This window comes from Candidatus Poriferisodalis sp., from assembly GCF_965221945.1.
In the GTDB taxonomy this organism is placed as follows: Bacteria; Actinomycetota; Acidimicrobiia; order Acidimicrobiales; family Poriferisodalaceae; genus Poriferisodalis.
In genome coordinates this window covers 282,613-306,036 of the sequence record NZ_OZ244925.1, presented here as the reverse complement: position 1 = coordinate 306,036, position 23,424 = coordinate 282,613, and the positions used below count along the sequence as shown (strand labels likewise).

Genomic DNA, 23,424 nt, shown 5'->3' with positions numbered 1-23,424 from the left:
ATTCAGCTTTCCCGACGCTGCCTGGCCAGCCGGCTGGATATCGCTAGTACGAGCGCGGCAGGCCCAGCACCTTCGACGACACGAAGTTCAAGACCATCTCCTGGCTGACGGGGGCGATCTTCATAAGCCTCGCCTCGCGCCAGTAGCGCTCCACGTCGTACTCCTTGGCGTAGCCGAAGCCGCCATGTGTCTGCATCGCCCGGTCGGCGCATTCGAATGCTGCCTCCGACGCCAGATACTTGGCCAGGTTGGCCTGCTCGCCGCAGCTGAGGCCGTTGTCGTAGCGCCACGCGGCATCGCGCACCACCAACTCGGCCGCGTGCAGGCGGGCATGACTGTCGGCCAACGGAAAGGCAATGCCCTGGTTCTGGCCGATCGGCCGTCCGAAGATCACCCGGCTCTTCGCATACTCCGCAGCGCGGCGCAGCGCTACCCGGCCGATCCCCAACGCTTCGGCGGAAATCAGGATGCGCTCGGGATTGAGGCCGTCGAGGATGTAGCGGAAGCCCTCGCCCTCCTCACCGACCCGGCGGCTGACCGGCACCCGCAGCCCGTCGTAGCGGACCTCGCACGAGACAACGGCGTTGCGGCCCACCTTCGGGATCGGCGTGATGTCGACAGCTGGGTCCTGCAGATCGACGAGCAGCAGGGTCATCCCCTGGGTCGGTCCGTCGCACTCTTCCTTCGGCGTGGTGCGCACCAGCAGCAGGCACACGTCGCAATACGGGGCTTTGGTGGTCCACACCTTGGCGCCGTGGATCACGTACTCGTCACCGTCGCGCACCGCCCGGGTGCGAATCGACGTCGTATCGGTGCCCGCATCGGGCTCGGTCACGCCAAACGCCGCGTGGATGGAGCCGTCGGCAACGCCGGGCAGGAACTCCTTGACGAGCGCATCGGAGCCGTACTTGCGCACCGGCTCCATGCCGAAGATGGACAGGTGCAGCGCCGAGCAGCCGTTCATGGCCGCACCGCTGGCGGCCACCTCCTCGAGCACGATCGAGGCCTCGGTGATGCCCTGGCCGCCGCCGCCGAACTCAGTGGGAATCGCGATACCGACCCAGCCTCCTTCGGCTATGGCGTTGTAGAAGTCCCAGGGGAACTCGTGGTTCTCGTCGCGGTCGCGCCAGTACTCGTCGGGGAAGTCGGCGCAGACCCGTCGGACGCCTTCGCGGATCGCCTCGTGGTCCTCGTTCGTTGTGAAGTCCATCGCGCCGAAGCTACCCGTCATCGCGACGCGCTTCGGAGGAAACCGTGATGAAGCGACCAGGCGCGGTCGTCACCCGGCCGGAAGTGACATCAGGGGCCGAGGTTCGGTTCTCCAGAGTCCCATAGCAGCGCAGAGCGTCGACAGGGACTGTCGAATTCTTAGTGGGGAGGGGATTCGTCCGTCGTATCGAGCAATATGACGCTAGCTGGCAGGAATCGCCACTGGACTAGGCACTTGCCCGGTAAGGCACGTCAAGCTCGACATCGTGCGAGAGCGGCTTGCCATCGCCCGTGCACGCCTGAACCTGGCAGGCCGCTTGGCCGTCTTCGGGCATCACGCATTCGGTTGCAGCCGGGAGCAACAGCGACACATCGGCAGCAGTGGGCTTCATGTGGATCTCCCACAGGTCGTTGCGCTTGACGTCGCGCTTGAACTTGAGAGCCTTTCCGTTGGTGACTTCCAGCAAGTCGTCACGCAGCGTGCGATAGCTCACCTTGGGCGGCTCACTGAAGAGGATGCGAACCGTGAACTTCCTAACGCCGGAGTGCGATTCGGGCACGGAACCTTCAACGAATTCGGCAGTCAGGGGGGTTCCGACGATTCCTCCTCGTCCTTTGTTTCCGTCTCACCGCCCTCGCCAACGTTCTTCGTGTCGGTGACGACGGTCTCAGTGCCCGAGTCCATAGTGACCTGCCGATCCGACTGCACCTCATCCTCGCTCGAAGATGGCGAGCATTGCTCGGGGGTCGCCGCAGTCTGGCTTCCAGCGCTGGCGCTCGGTGTGCCGAGGGATGCCTGGTTCAGATGGAACGGAGTGCTGAGATCGCCCCACGAAGTCTGCGCCCGCGCCACCACCTTGTACGAGACATCATTCGACAGACCAGAAATCACATGTTGCAAGTCCTCGGGCCCGTCCTCGCCGTCGCAGGGGTCGACGCTCGGGATGAACTCGCTCCTGGTCCATCTCGACAGGAGAAACTGGCTGTACGCGGTGGACTCGATCCAGTAGAGGTAATAGCCGGTGTAGTCGATGTCGGCGGCGTCCGAGAACTGCGGCCAAGTCACCTTCAGACTGCCGTCGCCAACCGTCACTGTCGGCCTGTGGATCGGTTGGGGGCGGCTCCGGGAGCGGTCCGTGAGCGAATCACTCCACGGGCCGAATCCCTGCTCGTTGCCCACACGCACTTGGATCACGTACCGGACATCGCGCTCCAAGCCGTTGATTTCGTGGTACCAGCTGGCGTCGGCCGTCTCGACCGTCCACTGTTCGTCGGACTTGTCCTCTGCGTCCTAGCGGATATAGCGAACCTCGGCACGGTCCGACTCGACATCGTCAGAATCGCTCACCCATGTGAGCCACATCCAAGTAGGACCCCACATGTACAAGCAGCAAACAGGCGCCTTCATGACAGCAGGAATCTCGCCGCCATCAGATTGCGCGTGAGCCTGCGTCGGAATCGCTGCGATGAGCACCGCTGCACACAACGCCGCAACAATCCGCGACCTTGATGCATGGAGGAATCTGTACATGAGCACCTGCCTTCCGAGCCGTGGGCACTTCACCCTGGCGCCCAGCCAGCACGTCATATTCAATTCACTCATGTAGCAATGCATCTAATACAGATGCATTGCGCCGGCTCAGTGGATGCGGCCTTCGCCGTCTTTGAGGCGGGGGGCCTGGTGGCCGGTTCGGGAGGCGATGATCTCGGCCACGATGGACACGGCAGTTTCTTCGGGAGTGCGGCCGCCGATGTCAATGCCTATGGGGGCGGCGACGCGGGCGAGTTCTTCGTCGGTGACACCGGCTTCGCGTAAGCGCTCGGATCGTTTCTCGTGTGTTGTGCGCGAACCCATGGCGCCCAGATAACCGACGCGTGTGGGCAGGGCGCCGACGATGGCAGGCACGTCGAACTTGTGGTCGTGGGTGAGCACGCACACGGCATCTCTGGGGCCCAGGTCGTCGCCGATCCGGTCGAGCAAGCGGTTGGGCCAGTCCACGACCACCTCGTCAGCCATCGGGAATCGTCGCCTGGTAGCGAAGACCTCCCGTGCATCGCAAACCGTGACGCGGTAGCCGAGCAGCTTGGCCTGGGAGGCGAGAGCGCGGGTGAAATCCACCGCTCCGAAGATCACCATGTGGGGACGGCGGGCGTGACACTCCACGAACACGCTGAGGTCCATCTGGCGGGCCTCGCCGTGCTGGCCGTAGTGGCGTACCTCGCTGATGCCCGCATCCAGCATCCCGAGCGCGTCGCGCTCGACGACCCGGTCGAGATCGCCGTCACCCAGGCTGCCGAGTGTCGGCGTGTCGGGTCGCACGAGGAGCTTCGCTCCGGCATCGGGGCCTTCGATGATCGTCGCCAGCGCAACAGGTTCCTCGGCCCGGATGGCATCCCGGAACACCTCGTAGGTGCTGGCCCCCTCGGTGTTCGACGCGGCGCTCACCAGTCGAGTTCCTCCACGAACAGGTGGATCGTGCCTCCGCAGGTCAGACCAACGGCGAAGGCCTCGTCGTCGCTGTAGCCGAACGTGGTGATGCCGGCACCGCGGCTGCCGCCCAGCAACGCCAGTGCCTCACCCACCACGGCACCTTCGACGCAGCCGCCCGAGACAGAGCCCGCCACTTCACCCTCTTCGTTCACGGCCATCGCGGCGCCGGGGTCTCGTGGTCCCGAGCCTTCGATGTCCACCACCCGAGCAACTGCCACGCGTTGGCCCGCGGCCCGCCACCGGTCGATGTCATCCAGGATCTCGTCCATTCGTCCAGTCTCTCTTTCTTGGCAGGTTGTGCGTCGGGTGACCTCAGAGCTAGCGCTCTCAGGCGGCGATGGCGGCAGCAAGGTGCTCCAGCGAATCGAAAGAGTGGCCTTCGATGAATTCGTCAACGTGCGGCAAGGCCGCGGCCATTCCACGGGCCAGAGGCGCGTAGCCGGGAGTGTGCTTGAGCGGGTTAACCCACACCAGACGGTGGGTCACCAAGTGCAGGCGCGCCATCTGCTCGGCCAGCTCGTCCGGAGTGCCGCGGTCCCAACCGTCAGAGCAGATCACCACGATGGCGCCGCGGGCGTGGCCCCGCACCCCCCAACGGTCGTTGAACTCATGCAAGGTGGCGCCGAGGCGAGTGCCGCCCGACCAGTCCTGAACTGAGTCGGATGCGGCGCGCAGTCCTGCGTCGGGATCGCGGGACGATAGCTCACGGGTGACGCGGGTGAGTCGGGTGCCGATCGTGAACGCCTCCACCCGGGTGCGTCCCACCACAGCGGCGTGTGCGAATCGCACGAGTGCGCGGGCGTAAGGCTCCATGGAACCCGACACGTCGAGCAGCAGCACGACCCGCCGCGGCTTGCGGTCCCCCGTGAGGAACTCGCGCTGGATTGCCTCGCCTCCGGTGCGCAAGGCACGGCGAATGGTGCGACGCAGGTCAGGCCGACGGGTGAACCGCTTGGCCCTCACCGCCCGGCGCGAGCGGCGAGTCACGGCATGGAATCGAAGCTCGCTCATCAACGAATGGAGCTCTGTCAGCTCGGCGTCGCTGCAATCGGCGAAGTCCTTGTGACGCAGCGTCTCGACATCGCTGTAACGAACGCGCAGCGTGGGTCCGGTCTCGGGCTCGTCACCCTCAGCCGTCGGCGGAGCGTCGCCGTCGTCGGTGTCAGTGGCGAGCGTTACCGAGATCGGCGGCAGCTCCACAACGATCCCGCTGGGTTCGCGGCCTTCCCAGAACACTGCGAAAACACGGTCATAGACGCCGATGTCGGCCGGGCTGCCCACCAACGTGGCCCTGCCCGCCCAATACACGTCGTCGCGGCCGGAAACCCCCAGCAGCCGCAGCGCCTCGGTGAACGCCATTACTCGGCGGATGGTGACGACAAGCCCCGCTCCGCGCAAGATCGACGAGAACGCCGAAGCCAAGAACTCGGGCTCGTTGACGTGACCGTCGGTCGCCGACTGCTCGGCACCCAGTTCAGTGCCGGTGGCGCCCATGGCCTTCCCGCAGTCCAGGCCGCTCAGGCCTCGGCCACGGCGGCCATGATCATCTCCATGCCCACTGAGGTGACCCGCTGCTGGTCCTCGCGGTACTTCAGCACGGTGCCCAAGGTGGCCTCCAGCATGGGACTGTCCAATTCGGCAGCACCGAGACGCCCAAGAGCGGTGGCCCAGTCGATGGTCTCGGCTACGCCGGGCGGTTTGTAGAGCCGCATTTCCCGCATGGCGGACACGGCCGAGGCAACCTGCCGGGCAAGGGTGCCGTCCACGTCGGGCAGCTTCAGCTTCACGATCTCGACTTCCCGCTCCACCGAGGGATGCGAGACCCAGTGGTACAAGCAGCGTCGCTTGAGGGCGTCGTGCACATCGCGGGTCCGGTTGGATGTGACCACCACGAACGGCGGTCGGGCGGCCGTGATCGTGCCCAACTCGGGCACGGTGACGGTGAAGTCGGAGAGCACTTCCAGCAGGAATGCTTCGAACTCGTCGTCGGCGCGGTCCACCTCGTCGATCAGCAACACCGCCGGCGTGGCGTCGTCGTGGTCGATGGCCTGCAGCAGCGGGCGGCGGATCAGGAACCGCTCGGAGTACAGCTCGTCCTCGATGGCCTCGGCATCGGCAGCGGCACGTCCTGCTGCTTCCGCAGTGCGCAGGTGCAGCAGCTGGCGCGTGTAGTCCCATTCGTAAAGCGCTTGGGCCGCATCGATGCCCTCGTAGCACTGCAGGCGGATGAAATCTCCACCGGTCCACGCTGCGAGCACCTTGGCCAGCTCGGTCTTGCCAACGCCAGCGTCGCCTTCGAGGAACAGCGGGCGACTCATGGTGACCGACAGGTACACCACCGTGGAGAGTCCCTCGTCAGGCAGGTAACCGTGCCGAGACAGGGCCGCCGAGACCTCAGCAGGAGTACCGGGCGCCTTGAACACAGCGGCCAAGGCTACGGCCTGGCGTTCATACGGACGCAGTTCGGGCCGAACGCCCCGACCCAGCCGTCCCTGGTCGGCCGTTCCCCCAGGACTTTGCGCAAGAATGCCGTCATAGGCGGCAAATCTGCGCAAAGAAAGGTGAGATCTCCTCGACGCATAAGTAGTTCGCATATTTCATGCTGTTTCAATAGTTTCCAGTCGGCATGTGCTCTCCAGCCGCCGAACCAGATCCATCCGGCAACGGGCCGGTCGTGGACGAGGCGCGTCTTGAAGCCCACATGCGGCGACAGTACGGACTCGTCTCGCGCACCCAGTCCCTGGCAGCCGGAATGACCCGGCATCGCATACAGCACCGAGTGAGCACCGGGCGCTGGCGGCGTGTCGGACCCGGCGTGTACCAGCACTCGGCCCTGCCCGTCACTCCACATTCGAAGCTGCTGGCCGCATGCATCGCCTACGACGGCTTGGCAAGCCACCGATCCGCAGCGGCGCTGCACGGCATCGACGGCTTCGAGTTGGGGCGTCCCGAACTGGTCGTCAGCAAGGAGCGTGCGAGGTCCGCCGTCGGGGTCATCCTGCATCGCTCCGGACAGATAGACCTGGCCCAGCCGACCTGGCTCGACAGCATCCCCTGCACGGGACTGGCCCGCACTCTGCTCGACCTCGCCGCAGTCGTGAGCCGCAACCGGCTCGAGCGGGCGATCGACGCTGCGATGCGTGACCGGCACCTGCGGTACCAAGATCTCTCCGAGGTGCTCGCGACCCACACCGGCACGGGCAGGCGTGGCCGGGGCCCGCTCGGCGCGGTGCTCGCCGAGCGATGTGCCGACGTTCCCGTGCCGCTGAGCGACTGGAGTCGTTGGGTATGCGAATTGCTGTGTGAGTCCGGTCTTCCGAGGCCAGCGTTGGAGCATCGGGTGCACGAGGCCGACGGTCGCTTTCTGGCTCAGGTAGATCTGGCGTACCCCTCTCGCCAACTGGCCATCGAGCTTGACAGCATCCGCTGGCACCACAACCGCGAATCCTTTGTGAATGACCGGCGCCGCCGCAACCGGCTGCTAGCAGCCGGTTGGGATGTGCTCTCCTTCACCTGGGACGACTACTCCGAGCAGCCCACCGAGCTGTGCGCTGTTGTTGCCAAGGCCCTCGGTGATATGGCGTCTCGCTGAGTACCACGTAGGCAGTCCACGAGAACGCACCTACAGGCACGTCTCATCGGACTTTGCGCAGAAATGCCGCCTTGGGCGGCAATTTTGCGCAACGAACCGGTGCTCGACGACACCGGGACGGACCCACCGCCCAACGCAGACGATCCCGGCCCAGCTACGACCTAGCGCTTACGCGGATGCGTTGGCCTCCAGGCGGCAGAAGCACGAGGCAGTGATCGGGACGTCGGCGCGTGCGACCGCCAAATCGAGGCGCTGGCGGATGAGGGGCGCCTCGACGGTGTCCCCTCGCCGGACGAGGCACTCGTGCAGCCCATGCAGGCTCCAGACGTTGTCGGGATGCTGGCAGGGTCGACGCAGCTGGCCATCCAGGCCCAGGTCGGCTCGGTAGAGGACTTCGGCCTCGTCGAAGTGGCCCTGTTCTGCCAGCAGCGCGCCCAGCGCGTGACGCGTCGGCTGCATCCAGCCCCAGGGCTCGTCGTAGGGCAAGTTGTCGTCGAGCTCGACCGCCCGGCGGAGATGGGAGAAGGCGACGTCGAAGTTGCCGCGTCGGTACTCCACCTCGCCGTCCAGCATCGCCCCTGCGACGGCCAGGATGTCCAGGCCGGTGTTGTTGAACAGCGTCCGGCTCGGCAGCACCTGGGCCTTGGCGGCCAAGAAAGCCTCACGTTCGGCCAGCGCGTTGTCGACCCGGTTCGTCGAGGCATACGCCACCGTCCGTGCGTAGCGCATCATCGCCGTGGTGACGCAGTAGAACTGCTGGTCAAAGGGCAGGTGTTGGGCGAGGATCTGCTGCCACTTGCCGAAGCGCACCAGGACGTGCTGCTTGATCGCCACGAATCCCTCCAGCCAGTCGGCCATCGGCGGCGAGCCGGTACGCAGCAACTCCTCAGGCAGCGTGCGGTTCATCTCTTCAGCCGCTTGGAGTGCCGGGCCGAACTGGCCGGCGAGCATCGCCCCGTACACCTTGAAGTGATAGTCGTGGCAGCGGTAGGCCGAATAGAAGTTCATCGGACCCTTCAGGTCCAAGTACTTCCGATCGGCGACGATTGCCGCTGAATTGCGCTCCACGACATTGTGGTAGTGGCCACACAGCACGTCGATATGGGTCGGCATGTGGACCAGGTGTCCTGCGTCAGGCGCAAGATCGACGAGCCGGTCGCCGGCTGACAGCGCCCGCTCGGGATGGGGCGACATCTCCATGAGGTGGATGTACATGTGCAGCAGACCCAGATGGCTGTTGGCACCGGAGGCATCGAGCGTCTCGAAGGCAGACTCCAGCACTTCGACCGCTTCGAGGGTTCCCGCGCCGTCGGCTGGCTCGCCGGTAACCAGGTCCCACAGCCCCCACGGGGTCCGGTTCATGATCGCCTCGGCGAACAGGGCGCAGATATCGAGGTGATCGCTGTGGGCCCGGTAAACCTCGCGCATCGCCTCCGCGTAGGCGTCATTCCATCGCCCAAAGTCGTCCTCGTCCGGTACTTGGGGATTCGATGGATAGCGGTGCGTCAGTGCACCGATCAGCGCTCGTTCGAGATCGCTGGTGCCTGCTGATGCATCGTCAGCTGCCACCACCTCAACTCGAGCACGTTCCAACGAGGTGCGCAGATCGTCCTCGTCGAAGTCTTCCCACGGCTTGTTGTAGTTCGGCCCGACGGCATACGCGATGCCCCAGCGGGCCATTGCGAAGCCGGGATCGTGCAACAGAGCACGCTCGAAGCAGGCGATCGCCTCTTCATGATGGAAGCCGTAGCACCACGCCATGCCTCGGTCGAACCAGAGCTGGGCTTCGGCATCCCGTGTTGTCACCGGCCACTGGTACGAGCCCAGATCGAAGTACGCCATTCTTGTTTCTCAAGCCCTCCCGCTCGTATGAACAGTATTCCTCACGAAACCCGGCAAAGCCATGACCACTGCTCATCTACTATATCCGACTGCGCTCAGGGTCCGACGGCTCCTACGAGGTCGATGATTCCGATTGACGGGCGGACGCCGATTCGGAGCTGTGGGGCATTGCCACGCTCGCGGCCGACGCCGGTTGACACATAGATCGGTGTTCCGTCCAGCTCATGCAACCCGCCTGCGGCGACGTGCCTCGGCACGCTCGACAACGTCAATGGCGGGCCGATGAGCGGGAACGAAACCTGCCCGCCGTGGGTATGGCCGGCAATGAGAAGATCGGCCGGCCGTGCGTGCAGCAACTCGATTGCGTCTGGCTTGTGGGCGAGCAGTATCCGAACGTCGGCGTGCTCATCGCCCGTGAGTCGTTCAGCCATCCGCCGCGCCGACGCCTCGTCGCCGAAGAGCGTCGTCCCTCCGATGCTCAGCGTGATGCCATTGAGCTCGAACGTGTCGACCTCGTTGTCGAGCACTCTGGCGCCGGTGCCAGCGGTGATCTGCCGGAGGCCCGCAACGGTGTCGGTGTTGCCGCTCACCAAGAAAACCAATGGCACGTCGTCGAGAATCCGCCGGATCACTTGCGTGAATTGCGGCGCTCGCTCGTCGAAGAGGTCGTGGTCGAACTGGTACAGATCTCCAGGCATCACGACGATGTCAGGTGCGAATCCAAGCAAGCGGTCGACGGCCTCGTTCTCGTAGTTGCCGACCGCTGTCGTCTGCAGATCAGCGAGCACCCCGATCCGGATCCGCTCGTCGACGCCATCGACCGCGAGCTCCGCAGTGTCCACCCGTAGCCAGAAGGGCTCGACATAGGTCGCATAGACGCCGACCGGGATTGCGACAAGGGCGATCACGCAGACAGCGGTGATGGCTTGCGGGCGCGTGCGGGCAGCCAGCAGCGCGATGCCACCGGCGATCGGCGCACCCATCGCCCCTACGACATAGGTGACATGCACAAGCGTGAACCCGTCCAGTCCGGTAATGAACAACGCTCCGCCGCTCAAGATGACCGTGCCCACGAATCCAACGGTCACCGCGCGGGCAACGACCTGGCCGCTGCGGAGTCCTGTGCGGATCCACTTCACCCCGAGGATCCCCGAAACGATCCCCACGACGACTGCAGCGACGATGGAGTAGTAGTTCAAGAACATCGGCAACAGACGCTCGCATCCCGAGGGTGCCACAGACCTGTCGAGCCGTTCGGTCGGAAGGGCGCCGGTGCGGCTGCGCTGTGCGTTGAGTGCGACCTCAGCTGGTGCCGAGGGTGAGCAGGTTCTCGACAGGCTGGTAGAGCTCTTCGAGGTAGGCGGTGTCGTCGGGGCTGAGCTCGATCATCGTGGCCTCGACGAGCTGGTCCAGCTGGCTGATCTTCGACACGCCCACGACCGGGGCGGTGATCTCGGGCTTGTTCACCAGCCACGCCAGCGCTACCTGGGCGGGGCGCACATCGAGCCGCTTGGCCACCTCGGACACCCGGGCGGCGATGTCGAAGTCCCGCTCGCCCCGGTACAGGCTCTCGGTACGAGCACGATCCTGACCCTGGGACCTGTCGGTGGTGCCGGCGTCGAGGCCGCCCTGATACGAGCCCGCCAATATGCCCCGTGCCAGCGGCGACCACGGGGTGAGCGCCACGCCGGTGCGGGCGCAGTAGGGGTTCATCTCCCGCTCTTCCTCGCGGTAGATGAGGTTGTAGTGGTTCTGCATCGACACGAACTTCGTCCAGCCCCGCATCTCGGCGGTCAGCTGCATCTCCGCGAACTGCCATGCGAACATCGACGACCCGCCGAGGTACAGCGCCTTGCCCGCCTTCACGACGTCGTGCAGCGCCTCAAGCGACTCAGTGATCGGCGTCTCGACGCTGCCGGGGATGCCGTGAGGATGGCGGTGAATGACCAGCTGATCCACGTAGTCGACACCGAGGCGGCGCAGCGAGTTGTCGACGCCTTCGATGATGTGCTTTCGATTCAGGCCGCCCTCGTTGGGGTTGCGCCCCATCGGCATGGAGACCTTGGTGGTCAGGACGTACTTCTCACGCGCAAGCAGCTCCCGCAGCACCTGGCCCACGACCTCCTCAGATGCGCCCACCCCGTAGATGTCCGCGCAGTCGAAGTAGTAGAGACCGCGCTCGATGGCGGCTTCGAAGATCGGACGGGCCTGGTCGACGTCGAGCGTCCAGTCGCCTTGGTGGCCCCGCCCGGGGATCCCGAAATTCATGGTCCCCAGACACAGTTCGGAGACCCGCAGGCCGCAGTTGGACCCGAGCTGGATTGACTTCAGTCGCGACATGGTCACGAAACGTATTCGACCGCGGCGCTCCCCTGTCGGGTCGACACCGTCAGCAATGCGGGACCGGCGCTACGCGGGCTCCGGCATACCAGAAGCGAGGGCACGCCAAAGCGAGCGGTAAGTGGGCCACGAAGCCTCAGTGGGAAGGTAGCCGTCGTCGACGAGCGCCCTGTTCAGACGCTTCAGGTTGCGAGCCGGCACACCCGAATCGACGTGATGGGCCAGGTGGTAGCCGACGTGGTATGGCACGAAGAGCACCCGGGCCAGCCAGCTCTGGCGGATGTGGTGCGTGGTGTTGCGACGGTCGGAAGTTCGGGTCATGCCGCCGTGCTCGGCGATGGCCCGCAGGCGGTTGATGATCTGGTACCAGGTGAAGAACGGCACCACCCACAAGAACAGGTACAGCCATGGGTGACCCGACAGCCAGAACGCAGCGAACACGATGGCCTGCCCCGCGAAGAACCGCAAGCTCAGCGGCAGGAACCTGAGCTTGGCCAAGCCGGTGAATCGGGGCTTGACGATGCGCCACGCGGACACGCCCACCACATCCCTCATGAACTTGCGGCGAAGCGACGGCCACGAAATCGGGTAGAACGAATACAGCAGGAAATCCGGCTCGCGGGGGCCGAATTCGTCCCGGTGGTGGTTGGCATGGCCCCGGCGGTAGTGGTGCGCGCCGGTGCCGAACGGGAACCAGCCCACCAGGTTGATGCCGATCCGGTCGTTCAGCCAACGATTCGAGAACAGCAGCCGGTGGGATGCCTCGTGGTGGAGGACGAACATCCGCAATTGCAGCGTGCCGATGATCGGCACCGCAGCAACGATGGCCAGCGGATGATCGATGGCGATCACTGCGGCAATGACTGCCACGGGCGCAGCCAGCGTCGCGATCACCTCGAACGCGTTGATCGCATCGGGAATGCGGCGCAGCTTGGCTCGGAACGCGGGCTTGGGCCGGCCGTCGGGTCGCAGACGGCTTGAGCCCTCGAACGCTGGCAAGTCAGAACGCGCCATGCCGCCGGTCATCTTCGCCACGAGCTCGTCGTGAGTCGGCGGTGCGGCGGTCGAGCTCACGGTTCGATGCTACGGCGCTCGCGCAGTGACGGCGGCGCGTGGCGACACCGGGCTGGCAGGGCACGCCGGCCGTTGGCTACGGTTCCGGGCGACCACAGATGGGCTGATGAGAATCAGCTGACCGAGACAGGGGAACCGGCGATGGACTTGGGAATTTCAGGACGCACAGCAGCGGTGGCTGCGGGCTCAGCAGGACTGGGGCTCGGATCGGCAAAGGCGCTCGCAGCCGAAGGCGTACGCGTGGCCATTTGCGGCCGCGATGCGGAGCGCTTGGCTGCCGCGGTGGCGCAGATCGACGGCGAGGTAGTTTCCATCACCGCCGACTTGGGCAACCCCGACGAGGGTCGCAGCTTCGTCGAGCAAGCCATCGAGAGCCTGGGCTCGGTGGACATCCTGGTGACCAACGCCGGCGGTCCGCCACCGGGCATGTTCACGAACACCGAGATCGACTCGTACCAGATGGCCTTCGACATGAACTGCAAGGCCATGATCGAGATGTGCCGGGTCGCCATCCCTGCGATGCGCGAGCGGGGCTGGGGCCGCGTGTGCGCCATCACCAGCGTCGGCGTCAAGCAGCCGATCCCGTTCCTGCTCGCCAGCTCGGTTGCACGGGCGGGGCTGACCAGCTTCCTCAAGATCACGGCCCGAGAGGTGGCAGCCGACGGCGTGACGGTGAACTCCGCTCAGCCGGGTACCCATTGGACCGACCGCGTGTCCAAGATGATGAACCAGGAAGACGCCGGCAAGAGCAACCCGATGGGTGTGTGCGGCGACTCCGACGACTTCGGCGCCGCAGTGGCGTTCTTGTGCAGCGAGCAGGCCAAGTTCGTGACCGGCACTGGCCTGCTCATCGACGGTGGCCAAGCCACCGGGCTGCTGGACTGAGCTCGAAGCGCTAAGTGCCTCAGCGGATAGGCGGCGATGTCCGGCAGCCCCGACGGGCCTGGACTTTGCGCAGAAATGCCGCCTCAGACGGCAAAATTGCACAAAGAATACGTGACAGCAACTTTCCGAGACGTCACCTATCCGCGCGGCCTCTAAGAAACGCCGGCAGCCTCGAGCGCCCGCCGGGTGAGTACCCGGGCGAGGTGGTTGCGGTAATCCGGAGTGGCGTTCAGGTCGGTGGGAGCGTCGGTGCCCTCGGCGGCCTGCTCGGCAGCTTCCGCCGCCGATGCCCCGCCTGCCAACGCCGCCTCGACCGAAGCAGCTCGAATTGGCGTGGAGCCCATGTTCACGAGCGCCACGTTGGCCCCGCCGTTGACGGTCACCGCAGCTGCGCCGACGATCGCCCAGTCCTGGGCCCGCCGGTTGAACTTCTGGTAGTTCCAGCCGTCGCCGGGCGCCTTGGGAACCCGGATCTCGGTCAGCATCTCGTCGTCCGCCAGCGCTGAGGTGAAATAGCCGGTGAAGAAGTCGCCAGCGGCGATCTCACGGCTGCCGCTGGGACCTTGGGCGACGAGGGTGCCGCCCAGTGCCAGCACCGCCGCCGGCAGGTCGGATGCGGGATCGGAGTGGGCAAGCGAGCCGCCGATGGTCCCACGGTGGCGAACCTGCGGATCGCCGACCTCGCCAGCCACATGGCCCAGCAGCGGGCACTCAGCAGCCAACAGATCGCTGGTCTCCAGCGCCCGGTGACGGGTCAGCGCGCCGATGCCGATGTGGTCGCCGTGGTCCTCGATGAAACTGAGGTCGGTCACGCGGCCGATGTCGACGAGCACGCTCGGCACCGCCAGGCGCAGCTTCATCATCGGCAGCAGGGAATGACCGCCAGCCAGCAGTTTGGCCTCGTCGCCGTGCTCACCGAGCAGTGCGATGGCCTCGTCGGCAGAACCAGCTCGTACGTAGTCGAATGCTGCAGGAATCATTGCTGCGCTCCCCTCAGGCTGACGTCTCGCCGGCCGCGCAGGCCAGCACCGACTTGACGATGTTGTGGTACCCCGTGCAGCGGCACAGGTTCCCTTCCAGGCCTAGGCGCACCTCTCGCTCGGTCGGGTCGGGATTCTCCTCAAGCAGCGATACCGACGCCATGACCATGCCTGGAGTGCAGTAACCGCACTGCAGTCCGTGGTTCTGGCGGAAGGCCTCCTGCATCGGGTGCAGCTCGTCCTCCGACGGCGCCAATCCCTCGATGGTCAAGATCTCCTCGCCGTCGGCCTGCACCGCCAGCATTGTGCACGACTTCACCGATTCGCCGTTCACATGCACGGTGCAGGCTCCACACGAGGACGTATCACAGCCCACGTTCGTGCCGGTCAGCCGCAGGTCGTCCCGCAGCCAGTACACGAGCAGCGTGCGCGGCTCAACGTCGCCGGTGCGAGTCTCGCCGTTCACAGTGACGCTGATCTCCACAATGACCTCTCTTCTCGCCGGCCACCAGGCCGAGTGTTTGGTTGCGTGGCCGTCAGGCCGGGCGTGTGTCTGCACGGCCCGCCGGGCCGAGCGGCCACCATCATGCATCATGCAGCGACCACGCGCAGACAAGGGGACAAGCGGCACTGAACCGCAGCAGTAGTTTGACGATGTGGCCGGCGAGGAGGCCGTTGCGGGTACTGGCGACCAGTCGGAATGCGCGGGCGAACCTGCGCCGCCGGACACTCGGGACTTGATCCTGCAGCGGGCACGCGACCTGTTCGCCCGGCAGGGCTACCGGGGTACTTCGGTCCGGCAACTCACCTCGGGCCTCAGCCTGACGCCGGCTGCGCTCTACTACCACTTCACCGGCAAGGAAGACGTGCTCGCCGGGGTTCTGGCCTCGATGGAGCGCGACGGTGAAACGATCATCGCCCGGATGGCCGAGCTCGAGCGAACACCCGTGGCCCTGCGAGAGGTGCTCGACCGCTTCTTCGACCTGCTGGCCCGCGACATCGTGGCGTTCCGACTCGTCGCCGATGACGTCGACGTTCAGCAGAGCACTGTCGGTCAGCGCCTACGGGTGCAAGCCGGAGATCTCTTTGCCTGGCTCACAGGACCGTCACCCGAAGTCGAGGATCGCATCCGTGCTGCGGGCGCCGTCGGCACGGTCCGTCTGTCGCTTGAGCAAAGCGGCGTGGATCCCGATGTTCACCGTGATGCGATTGTTGGACGCGCCCTGCGCATCATGACCGACTAGCTGTGACCACTCGCCCTCTCAGTGGCTTGTTCTGGTGCCAACGAACGGATTCAGTTGCCGAGCAGGTGCGCCACGCCGCGCAGCGGCCACGCTGGCGGCAGCTTGACCACATCGGCGGGATCCACGTTCAGGCGGTACAGCGTGTCGCCGTCGCGCACCAGCGAGAGCTGCTCGCGGGCGATCCGCTCCACGACCACTGGATCCTTGGCCTGGGCCACCTGCTCGGCTAGGTGAGCGGTCTCCACCTGCAGCCGTGCCAGCGTGTCGGAAGCATGGTCGATGTTGCGCCGCTGGCTCGTCAGCGATGGCCAGGGAAACAGCAGCACTGCGAGCAGGCCGGCTGCGCTCACCACGATCACAAGACCGACAAGCACCGCCATCACCCGGGGTCGCCCCTCCCGGTGGCGGAGCTGCGTCGGCGCGTTCATGGGCTTCGGGCCAGTGAGCCGCCACCTCGATAGGCAGCAGCCTCGCCGAGCTCTTCCTCGATGCGGAGCAATTGGTTGTACTTCGCGACCCGATCCGAGCGTGCCGGCGCGCCCGTCTTGATCTGCCCGCAGTTGGTGGCGACAGCCAGGTCGGCGATGGTGGTGTCCTCGCTCTCGCCTGAACGGTGCGACATCACCGCGGTGTATCCGGCCTGCCCGGCGAGCTCGACGGTGTCGAGCGTCTCCGTCAGCGTGCCGATCTGATTGACCTTGACCAGCACGCTGTTGGCGACCCCCGCAGCGATGCCGCGTCCCAGCCGCTCGATATTGGTGACGAACAGGTCGTCGCCGACCAGCTGTACCCGATCGCCGAGCAGGTCGCCGAGTCTCGACCAGCCGTCCCAGTCGTCCTCGGCCATGCCGTCCTCCACTGAGCAGATCGGGTATCGCCCGCACAGTTCGGCCAAGTAGCTCGCAAAGCCCACGGCGTCAAGCTGGCGACCCTCGCTGGCAAGGGAGTAGGTGCCGTCGGTGAAGAACTCGGTGGATGCCACGTCAAGCGCGAGCGCCATGTCAGCGCCGGGCTCAAAGCCAGCTTCGCCGATCGCCTCGACCAACAGCTGGAGCGCAGCCTCGTTGGACTCCAGGTCAGGAGCGAACCCGCCTTCGTCGCCGACCGCTGTCGACAGGCCCCGGGTTCGCAGCACGCTCCGCAGTGCGTGGTAGGTCTCGGTGCCCCACCTCAGAGCCTCCGAGAATGACGCCGCTCCCACCGGGACGATCATGAACTCCTGCAGGTCCACGTTGTTGTCGGCGTGGGATCCCCCATTGATGACATTCATCATCGGCGTGGGAAGCACATGTGCATTGGCGCCACCGACGTGGCGGTACAGCGGCACGCCCAGCGTTGCCGCCGCAGCGTGGGATGTCGCCAGCGAGGCGGCCAGCACTGCATTCGCCCCGAGCCGGCCCTTGTTCATCGTGGCGTCGAGCTCGATGAGCATGCGGTCGACAAGGCGCTGATCGGCAGAGTCGAATCCGACGAGCGCGCCGGCGATCTCGCCGTTCACGTGCCCGACCGCGACGGCGACACCTTTGCCGCCGTACCGGTCACCACCGTCACGAAGCTCGACGGCCTCGAACTGTCCTGTCGAGGCACCGGAGGGCACGATCGCACGACCTACGGCACCCCCCGCCGTGCGCACCTCGGCCTCAACCGTGGGATTGCCCCGCGAGTCCAGCACCTCGCGGCCGGTCACCTGGACGATCTGAGTGAGTACGCGCGCTGTCACGCAATGCGAGAGTACCGAAGCTTGGCGCCAGCAAGATCAGCGCTCGAGCCAAGCGACTAGGCGGTGTGCGCCTCGCGAGCCGCGATGCGGTTCGCCCGTGCGGTGCGTTCGGCCTTCTTGATCGCCTCCCACTGCACCGACAGCTCGTCATCGCTGGGTTCGGGAGCGTCGGGATCGCGTGCGAACACATGGGGATGACGACGCAGCATCTTGGCCTCGATGGTGTCGAGCACCTCGGCCAGCGTGAACGTTCCCGCCTGCTCGCCGATGGCGGCATTCATCAGCACCTGCAGCAACACATCGCCGAGTTCGGAAACAAGATCCTCGATGGCGGTTGCCTGATCGTGCGTTGAGCCGGACAACGCGTCATGGGCGGCCTGCAGCGCCTCGGCCAGCTCGGCGGCCTCGTCGAGGGCGTATGGGGCCAGCGAGGCATGCGTCTGGACCCGGTCCCAGGGGCACTCGCGTCGCAGCCTCGCAATCACCCCATGCAGCGAGACGAGTCTGGCACCGAGATCTTCCTCAATGGCCATAGCGACCCCCACGCAAGAAATGGCTCACGGCAGGATCGGCAACGACACCCTCAGGCTGTCGGCATTCCATGCGCCGAGCTCTGGGGCGACGCTCACCTCGTAGGTCGACATGATCGCGGTCAGTACGTGGCCCGCGAACGGACCGATTGACGAAAGATCGGTCTCATTCGAAAGCAGCGCATCCAGATGCAGCACCACCCAGAGCTCGCCGGTCGGACTGGCTGCGGACGGCAACATCAGCGGCTCGGTCAACCCTCCGGGCTCGAGGTCGAGCAAGGCCAGCGCCAAATCGCCTCCTCCGAACAGACTGAACGGCTGGCCGCATCCAATGGCGCCGTCAGCACCGCCGAGCCCTGGAAGGTTGACCGCAGCAGCGACGTCGGGCAGCGCCTCACCTGCCCGCACGCGATCGGAGGCCGAATTGGCGTCGGCCTCGGTCGTCACTGCCAGCGCACTGACGCAGTGTGGCGTGGCCAACCGCTCGATGCTGGGATCTTCTTCGACGCTGCGTTGCTGCGCAAACTCCTCGAAGGAACCCTCGAGGTGCGCCTGGACCTGCGCATTGATGGCCTCGTCGGCGGCGCTGATGTCGACGGGGAAGCCCAGTCCGTCGAGAGCGACACCAGCAAGGCGCAACTGAATCATTGACGAGAGCCGTGACACGAACTCCTCGTGCGTGGGGTTCTCCGGGTCGTCCATGAGCGTCACGGGCGAGTCCACGATGTTCGTACGAACCTCATCGACAAGCACCTGCCCGCCCGGGAAGCTCGCTGCGACGGCGGCACCATCGGAGAGCAGTGCCCCGAAAGCGGCCTCTTGAGCAGCTCGCGCAGCGTCGCGTTCGGCTCGCTCGGCCTCCCGTTGGGCATCCAACTCTGCCTGCTCGTTGGCCGCCTCAACGGCATCGCGTGACACCACGCCGTCGTCGTCGGTGTCGAGTGCGTCGACGAGATCGGGGTCCACCGCTGTGTCAATGGTGACGACTTCGCCATCGTCCGCACACGCAAACGCCATGAGCGCTACGAGCCCCGCGATGGCCCCGATGGCCAACTTGCGGCGCAGCGCCCGCCGTCGCCCCGACCGGGCAGTCACCGCCGCCTCGGACCCCGAGGCCGCCAGGCTTCGATCGGCATCAGGAATTCTTGGCGCCGAAAGGTTCGCCGTGGTCTGAGGCATCTAGGCAGGGTAGGTGTTCGCCGCTGCGGCGGTGTTGACACCATCGCATCGGAAGGTCAGTCGGCGGGCGGCCGCAGTTGCTGGCAGAACCCAAACAGGTGCCCGACAGTGGCCGGCTTCAACGCTCGGACTGACAGCTGCACTTCGCCCACGTCTGCCTTGTAGCGCGCTGCGCTGAAGGGCGTGCCTGCACAGATGCGCCGCATGCGCAACTCCTCGCTTGCGGTCAGCCCGAACGGTCCCAGGCGCACTCGTCCGCCGTCGTGACCGGGCGCGAACGCCACGGTTCGCATCCTCAGCCGGTGGCATTCCGCACGCAGCAGCGCGATATGCAACAGCGTCCGCGCTGCGTCAGGAATCGGACCGTAGCGATCGACCCATTCGGCTTCGATGTCAGCCACTTCCACCAACTCGGTCACAGCCCCGAGGCGGCGATAGGCCTCCAAGCGACCCGTCTCGTCCGCCACGTAGTCGTCGGGCAAGTGCGCCACGAGCGGCAGATCGATGACGATCTCGGCCGGCTGCTCGGGCGTCTCGCCGTTCAGCTCGGAAACCGCCTCGCTCACCAACTCGCAGTAGAGGTCGTAGCCGACAGCAGCGACATGGCCAGACTGCACGCCGCTGAGCAGGTTCCCGGCGCCTCGGAGTTGGAGGTCGCGCATAGCGATGCGGTAGCCCGAGCCCAACTCGGTGGACTCGCCGATCGTGCGCAGCCGCTCGTAGGCCTCCTCGGTGAGCGAGCGACCCTCAGGGTGGAACAGGTACGCGTATGCACGCTGGCCTGACCGGCCCACCCGTCCGCGGATCTGGTGCAGCTGCCCCAGACCCAGCAGGTCGGCGCGGTCGACCACGAGGGTGTTGACGCTGGGCATGTCGATGCCCGATTCGATGATGGTCGTGCACACCAGCACGTCGTAGGCGCCTTCCCAGAAGTCGATCACGACCTGTTCGAGCGTTCCCTCGTCCATCTGGCCGTGCGCGACCGCGATCCGCGCCTCTGGCACGAGCACCGCGAGGTCCCCAGCCACCAGATCGATGTCCGCGACCCGGTTGTGCACAAAGAACACCTGGCCTTCCCGCAGCAGCTCCCGCCGGATGGCCTCGCTGACGGCGCGCTCGTCATAGGGGCCGACGTGCGTGAGGATTGGCTGGCGCTCAGCGGGCGGTGTCTGCAGCAGTGAGAGATCCCGGATGCCAGTGAGTGCCATTTCCAAGGTGCGGGGAATCGGTGTGGCCGTCAGCGTCAGCACATCGACCTCAGAACGCAGGTGTTTGATCGACTCCTTGTGACTGACGCCGAAACGCTGCTCCTCGTCCACCACCAACAAACCGAGATTCTTGAACAACACGTCCCCCGACAGCAGCCGGTGCGTGCCGATCACCACGTCGACCGTGCCGTCGGCTACCCCGGCAAGCACCGCGCGCTGGGCGGCAGGTGTGAGAAAGCGGCTGAGCACCTCGACACGGACGGGTTGGTCGGCGTAACGCTCGGCGAAGGTCTGGTGGTGCTGCTGGGCCAGCAGCGTCGTCGGCACCAGCACCGCCGCTTGCTTGCCTGCGCTCACCGCGCAGAATGCCGCCCGCACCGCCACCTCGGTCTTGCCGAAGCCGACGTCGCCGCACACCAGCCGGTCCATCGGCGTGGGTTCTGACATGTCGGTCAGTACCTCGTCGATTGTCCGGCGCTGATCTGGTGTGGGCGTGTAGGCGAAGCTGTCGGCCAATTCAGCCATGCCGAATCCGTCGGGATCGAACGCGTTGCCAGCAGTAGTGATTCGTCGCTGGTACAGCACCACCAGCTCTTGGGCGATCTCGGCCACGGCCGCCCGCACCTTGGCCTTTTGGCGCTGGAAGTCGCTGCCGCCCATGCGGCTGAGCCGAGGCGTCTCTCCGCCGATGTACGGGCGGATGAATTCGATCTGCTCGGTTGGCAGGTAGAGCCGATCGGTTCCGCGAAACTCCAGCTCGAGGTAGTCCCGCTCATCGTCGCCGAACGCCCGGCGGACAAGCCCCGCGTAGCGGGCGATGCCGTGATAGTGATGAACGACGAAATCGCCGACGCTGAGATCTTCGAACGACGACGACACTCCAGTCCGCCGGCGAGCTGCCCGGTGAACGCGGCGGCGGCCGGAGAACTCCGCCTCGGGCAGCACCGCGACACCGGCTTGGGGCGCGATGAATCCCTTCTCCAGGGGCGCGACCACCACGTGCCCGCCCGGCGCCGGAGCGAACCCATCTCGATGCAGGCGCAGCGGCACCTCTTCCGCGCCTAGCGCGTCAGCGAGACGTACAGCCGAACCCTCGCCTTCGGCTGCCACTATCACAATGGGTCGCTGCGCTCCCGGCACAATGGGTCGCTGCGCTCCCGGCACAATGGGTCGCTGCGCTCCCGGCACAATGGGTCGCTGCGCTCCCGGCACAATGGGTCGCTGCGCTCCCGGCACAATGGGTCGCTGCGCTCCTGTCACCAAGCGACGCAACTGAGCCACCAAGCGCGTGACGTCGCCAGCAGCGGGCACCCAAGACTTGGTCGCTATGTGCGGGCCCAGTGTTCCGTCTGCCGACGGAGTTGCGGTCGAGTCCACCGACCACACCGCGGCCTCGCAGCGCGCCAGCAACCGGTCGAAGGGAACGTGCAGCCGCGGGAACGACACCTCAGCCTGTTCGTCCGTGCCGTCGCGCTGGCCCGCATCGTCGGGATTGTTGAGGCCCCACGTCACCGCCAGAGAACGGGTCAGGTCGTCGGTTTCCGCCGTGATGTCGGCGGCCCGGTCGGCGAGTCGCCGCGGTTCGAGCAGCAGCACCAGCGCCTCGGGTCCGAGCAGATCCGGCAGCACGATCTCGTCGGGGCTGAGCCACGGCAGCCACGACTCCATCCCGTCGAACAGCTCGCCTCCAGCGAGGCGCTCCATGTGTTCGCGGCACCACGGTTCGCTGATTGCCAGCGCTGCGGCATGTTCCCTCATGGCGGCATCGGGACGCATCTCGCGTGCCGGGAACAGACGTGTCTCAACAAGATCTGCCACCGAACGCTGATCGGAGACGGAGAATGTCGTGAGACGGTCCACCTCGTCGCCCCACAGGTCGATTCGTATCGGCGCATCGGCCGTCGGGCAAAAGACGTCCACGATCCCGCCGCGCACCGCAATCTCGCCCCGGTGCTCGACCTGATGCTCGCGGCGGTAGCCCCACCCCACCAGCTGCGACACCAGCTCGCCGAGGTCGCACTGGCCGCCTCGGGCCACGCGGATCGAAGACGTTCCCCCAGCACACGTATCGGGACTGAGCCGTTGCAGCAGAGCTCGAATCGGGGCGACGATCACCTCGGGCGCAGGTTCGCCTGGGTTTGAGCTCGAGCTCAGCGCCCCCAGCACCGCCAGACGGCGACCCATGGTCTCAGTCGCAGGACTCACCCGCTCGAACGGCAGCGTCTCCCAGGCACCGAACAGTGCTACCTGTTGCTCCCCCAGCCAGGTGCCGAGGTCATCGGCATAGCGCTCAGCCTCGAGGGCCGTCGCTGTCACGACGAGAACCGGCGTCCGCGACCCCAACGTCGCCAAGCCGGCGGCGACGTAGGGGCGCGCCCCCTCTGCGACAGCAATCGAGCCGGACTCCCGGCCCAGCATCGACACGAAGCCCGGGTCGTTGCCGAGGCGCTCGGTCAACACCCGCAGCGGCGCTGAGCCTGCGGTGCTCACTGTGCGTCGGGGTCCCGACCCCGCCGGCGGGTGTTCGTGACGTTCATCGCCGCCTCGGGGCCATCGCGCACCAGCATCTCCAGCCCTGCCACCGCCAGGTCGACGGCCTCGTTGATCAATGGTTCCTCCCGGCGCGACGGGCGCTGCAGAACCCACTTCTTGCCGGCTTCGGGCCGCGGCGGCTTGCCGATGCCGATGCGCAGACGCACAAAATCCCGGGTGCCGAGCTGGCTGGAGATCGAGGCCAAGCCGTTGTGACCGGCGATCCCCCCGCCCACCTTCAGCCGCACCTGGCCAGGCTCAAGGTCGAGCTCGTCGTGCACGACGACAAGTCGCGACGGTTCGACAATGCCGTGGCGCTTGACCAACATGCCGACGCTGCGACCGCTCTCGTTCATGAATGTGGACGGGCACGCAAGCGTGACGCGGCACTCGCCGACCGTCGTCACTGCCACCCGAGCGTGTTCGCGTCTCTGCGCGGTCAACTCGCACCTGAGCGCCTCGGACCAGCGTTCCACGGCTAGGGCCCCGACGTTGTGGCGGCTCCCGGTGAAGCGCTCGGGAGGATTGCCGAGACCCACCACCAACCAGTCTGCGGTTGCCCCCCGCCGCGCGGCCGCCCGGCGGAAGACGGACACTG

General features: G+C 66.1%; 20 protein-coding genes and 1 pseudogene. 3 read left to right on the top strand and 18 right to left on the bottom strand.

Annotation, left to right across the window (positions count from 1 at the left end; genetic code table 11):
• Positions 1-43 precede the first annotated feature (43 nt).
• The 6 genes and pseudogenes from ACOQPH_RS01430 to ACOQPH_RS01405 all read right to left on the bottom strand — a co-directional run bounded on the left by ACOQPH_RS01430 (position 44) and on the right by ACOQPH_RS01405 (position 6,123).
• Positions 44-1,210, bottom strand: a complete 1,167-nt coding sequence (locus ACOQPH_RS01430; RefSeq protein ID WP_420622982.1) for an acyl-CoA dehydrogenase family protein — start codon at positions 1,208-1,210, stop codon at positions 44-46.
• Positions 1,211-1,436: 226 nt separating this feature from the next.
• The gene (locus ACOQPH_RS01425; RefSeq protein WP_420622981.1) at positions 1,437-1,769 is read right to left on the bottom strand and encodes a hypothetical protein; all 333 of its coding nucleotides are present in this window, start codon (positions 1,767-1,769) and stop codon (positions 1,437-1,439) included.
• Between the two features lie 23 nt (positions 1,770-1,792).
• Complete coding sequence (locus ACOQPH_RS01420; RefSeq protein WP_420622980.1) at positions 1,793-2,302, bottom strand: hypothetical protein; 510 nt, start codon at positions 2,300-2,302, stop codon at positions 1,793-1,795.
• Between the two features lie 546 nt (positions 2,303-2,848).
• A pseudogene (locus ACOQPH_RS01415) lies at positions 2,849-3,969 on the bottom strand (XdhC family protein).
• A 58-nt stretch (positions 3,970-4,027) separates the two neighbouring features.
• Entirely contained in the window at positions 4,028-5,194 is a 1,167-nt protein-coding gene (locus ACOQPH_RS01410; protein ID WP_420622979.1) for a vWA domain-containing protein, read from the bottom strand.
• 23 nt (positions 5,195-5,217) lie between these two features.
• Positions 5,218-6,123: an AAA family ATPase gene (locus ACOQPH_RS01405; RefSeq protein ID WP_420622978.1), complete on the bottom strand. Its 906-nt coding sequence runs from the start codon at positions 6,121-6,123 to the stop codon at positions 5,218-5,220.
• A 203-nt stretch (positions 6,124-6,326) separates the two neighbouring features.
• Here ACOQPH_RS01405 and ACOQPH_RS01400 point away from each other — a divergent pair, with 203 nt between their 5' ends.
• Positions 6,327-7,292 (top strand): hypothetical protein, encoded by a 966-nt coding sequence (locus tag ACOQPH_RS01400; protein WP_420622977.1) that lies wholly within the window; start codon positions 6,327-6,329, stop codon positions 7,290-7,292.
• Positions 7,293-7,460: 168 nt separating this feature from the next.
• Here ACOQPH_RS01400 and ACOQPH_RS01395 read toward each other — a convergent pair whose 3' ends face one another.
• The 4 genes from ACOQPH_RS01395 to ACOQPH_RS01380 form a co-directional block, all read right to left on the bottom strand.
• A complete protein-coding gene (locus tag ACOQPH_RS01395; protein ID WP_420622976.1) occupies positions 7,461-9,134 on the bottom strand; it encodes a tetratricopeptide repeat protein in 1,674 nt (557 codons plus the stop codon).
• A 95-nt stretch (positions 9,135-9,229) separates the two neighbouring features.
• Positions 9,230-10,339 carry a metallophosphoesterase gene (locus tag ACOQPH_RS01390; RefSeq protein WP_420622975.1) on the bottom strand — a complete coding sequence of 370 codons (1,110 nt, stop codon included), beginning with the start codon at positions 10,337-10,339 and terminating at the stop codon, positions 9,230-9,232.
• A gap of 97 nt (positions 10,340-10,436) precedes the next feature.
• On the bottom strand, positions 10,437-11,474 hold the full coding sequence (locus ACOQPH_RS01385; RefSeq protein WP_419552177.1) for an aldo/keto reductase: 1,038 nt from the start codon (positions 11,472-11,474) through the stop codon (positions 10,437-10,439).
• Between the two features lie 69 nt (positions 11,475-11,543).
• Positions 11,544-12,548 carry a fatty acid desaturase gene (locus ACOQPH_RS01380; RefSeq protein WP_420622974.1) on the bottom strand — a complete coding sequence of 335 codons (1,005 nt, stop codon included), beginning with the start codon at positions 12,546-12,548 and terminating at the stop codon, positions 11,544-11,546.
• 141 nt (positions 12,549-12,689) lie between these two features.
• On the opposite strand from ACOQPH_RS01380, the gene ACOQPH_RS01375 reads away from it, so the two are divergent.
• Positions 12,690-13,433, top strand: a complete 744-nt coding sequence (locus ACOQPH_RS01375) for an SDR family oxidoreductase (RefSeq protein ID WP_419552175.1) — start codon at positions 12,690-12,692, stop codon at positions 13,431-13,433.
• A gap of 152 nt (positions 13,434-13,585) precedes the next feature.
• Here ACOQPH_RS01375 and ACOQPH_RS01370 read toward each other — a convergent pair whose 3' ends face one another.
• The gene (locus tag ACOQPH_RS01370; RefSeq protein ID WP_420622973.1) at positions 13,586-14,413 is read right to left on the bottom strand and encodes an FAD binding domain-containing protein; all 828 of its coding nucleotides are present in this window, start codon (positions 14,411-14,413) and stop codon (positions 13,586-13,588) included.
• A 13-nt stretch (positions 14,414-14,426) separates the two neighbouring features.
• Positions 14,427-14,897, bottom strand: a complete 471-nt coding sequence (locus ACOQPH_RS01365) for a (2Fe-2S)-binding protein (protein WP_419552173.1) — start codon at positions 14,895-14,897, stop codon at positions 14,427-14,429.
• A gap of 172 nt (positions 14,898-15,069) precedes the next feature.
• On the opposite strand from ACOQPH_RS01365, the gene ACOQPH_RS01360 reads away from it, so the two are divergent.
• The gene (locus ACOQPH_RS01360; RefSeq protein ID WP_420622972.1) at positions 15,070-15,657 is read left to right on the top strand and encodes a TetR/AcrR family transcriptional regulator; all 588 of its coding nucleotides are present in this window, start codon (positions 15,070-15,072) and stop codon (positions 15,655-15,657) included.
• Positions 15,658-15,707: 50 nt separating this feature from the next.
• On the opposite strand, the gene ACOQPH_RS01355 is transcribed toward ACOQPH_RS01360, so the two are convergent.
• The 6 genes from ACOQPH_RS01355 to pth are packed head-to-tail and all read right to left on the bottom strand — an operon-like array spanning position 15,708 to position 23,422.
• The gene (locus ACOQPH_RS01355; RefSeq protein WP_420622971.1) at positions 15,708-16,085 is read right to left on the bottom strand and encodes an FtsB family cell division protein; all 378 of its coding nucleotides are present in this window, start codon (positions 16,083-16,085) and stop codon (positions 15,708-15,710) included.
• Positions 16,082-17,377 carry a phosphopyruvate hydratase gene (gene eno, locus ACOQPH_RS01350; protein ID WP_420622970.1) on the bottom strand — a complete coding sequence of 432 codons (1,296 nt, stop codon included), beginning with the start codon at positions 17,375-17,377 and terminating at the stop codon, positions 16,082-16,084. Before eno ends, ACOQPH_RS01355 begins: the two co-directional genes overlap by 4 nt.
• A 56-nt stretch (positions 17,378-17,433) precedes the next feature.
• A complete protein-coding gene (locus ACOQPH_RS01345) occupies positions 17,434-17,910 on the bottom strand; it encodes a MazG nucleotide pyrophosphohydrolase domain-containing protein (protein WP_420622969.1) in 477 nt (158 codons plus the stop codon).
• Positions 17,911-17,934: 24 nt separating this feature from the next.
• Entirely contained in the window at positions 17,935-19,086 is a 1,152-nt protein-coding gene (locus ACOQPH_RS01340; RefSeq protein ID WP_420622968.1) for a hypothetical protein, read from the bottom strand.
• Between the two features lie 56 nt (positions 19,087-19,142).
• Positions 19,143-22,784 (bottom strand): transcription-repair coupling factor, encoded by a 3,642-nt coding sequence (mfd, locus tag ACOQPH_RS01335; RefSeq protein WP_420622967.1) that lies wholly within the window; start codon positions 22,782-22,784, stop codon positions 19,143-19,145.
• The gene (gene pth, locus ACOQPH_RS01330) at positions 22,781-23,422 is read right to left on the bottom strand and encodes an aminoacyl-tRNA hydrolase (protein ID WP_420622966.1); all 642 of its coding nucleotides are present in this window, start codon (positions 23,420-23,422) and stop codon (positions 22,781-22,783) included. The genes mfd and pth overlap by 4 nt, the downstream gene beginning before the upstream one ends.
• Between the last annotated feature and the right edge of the window lie 2 nt (positions 23,423-23,424).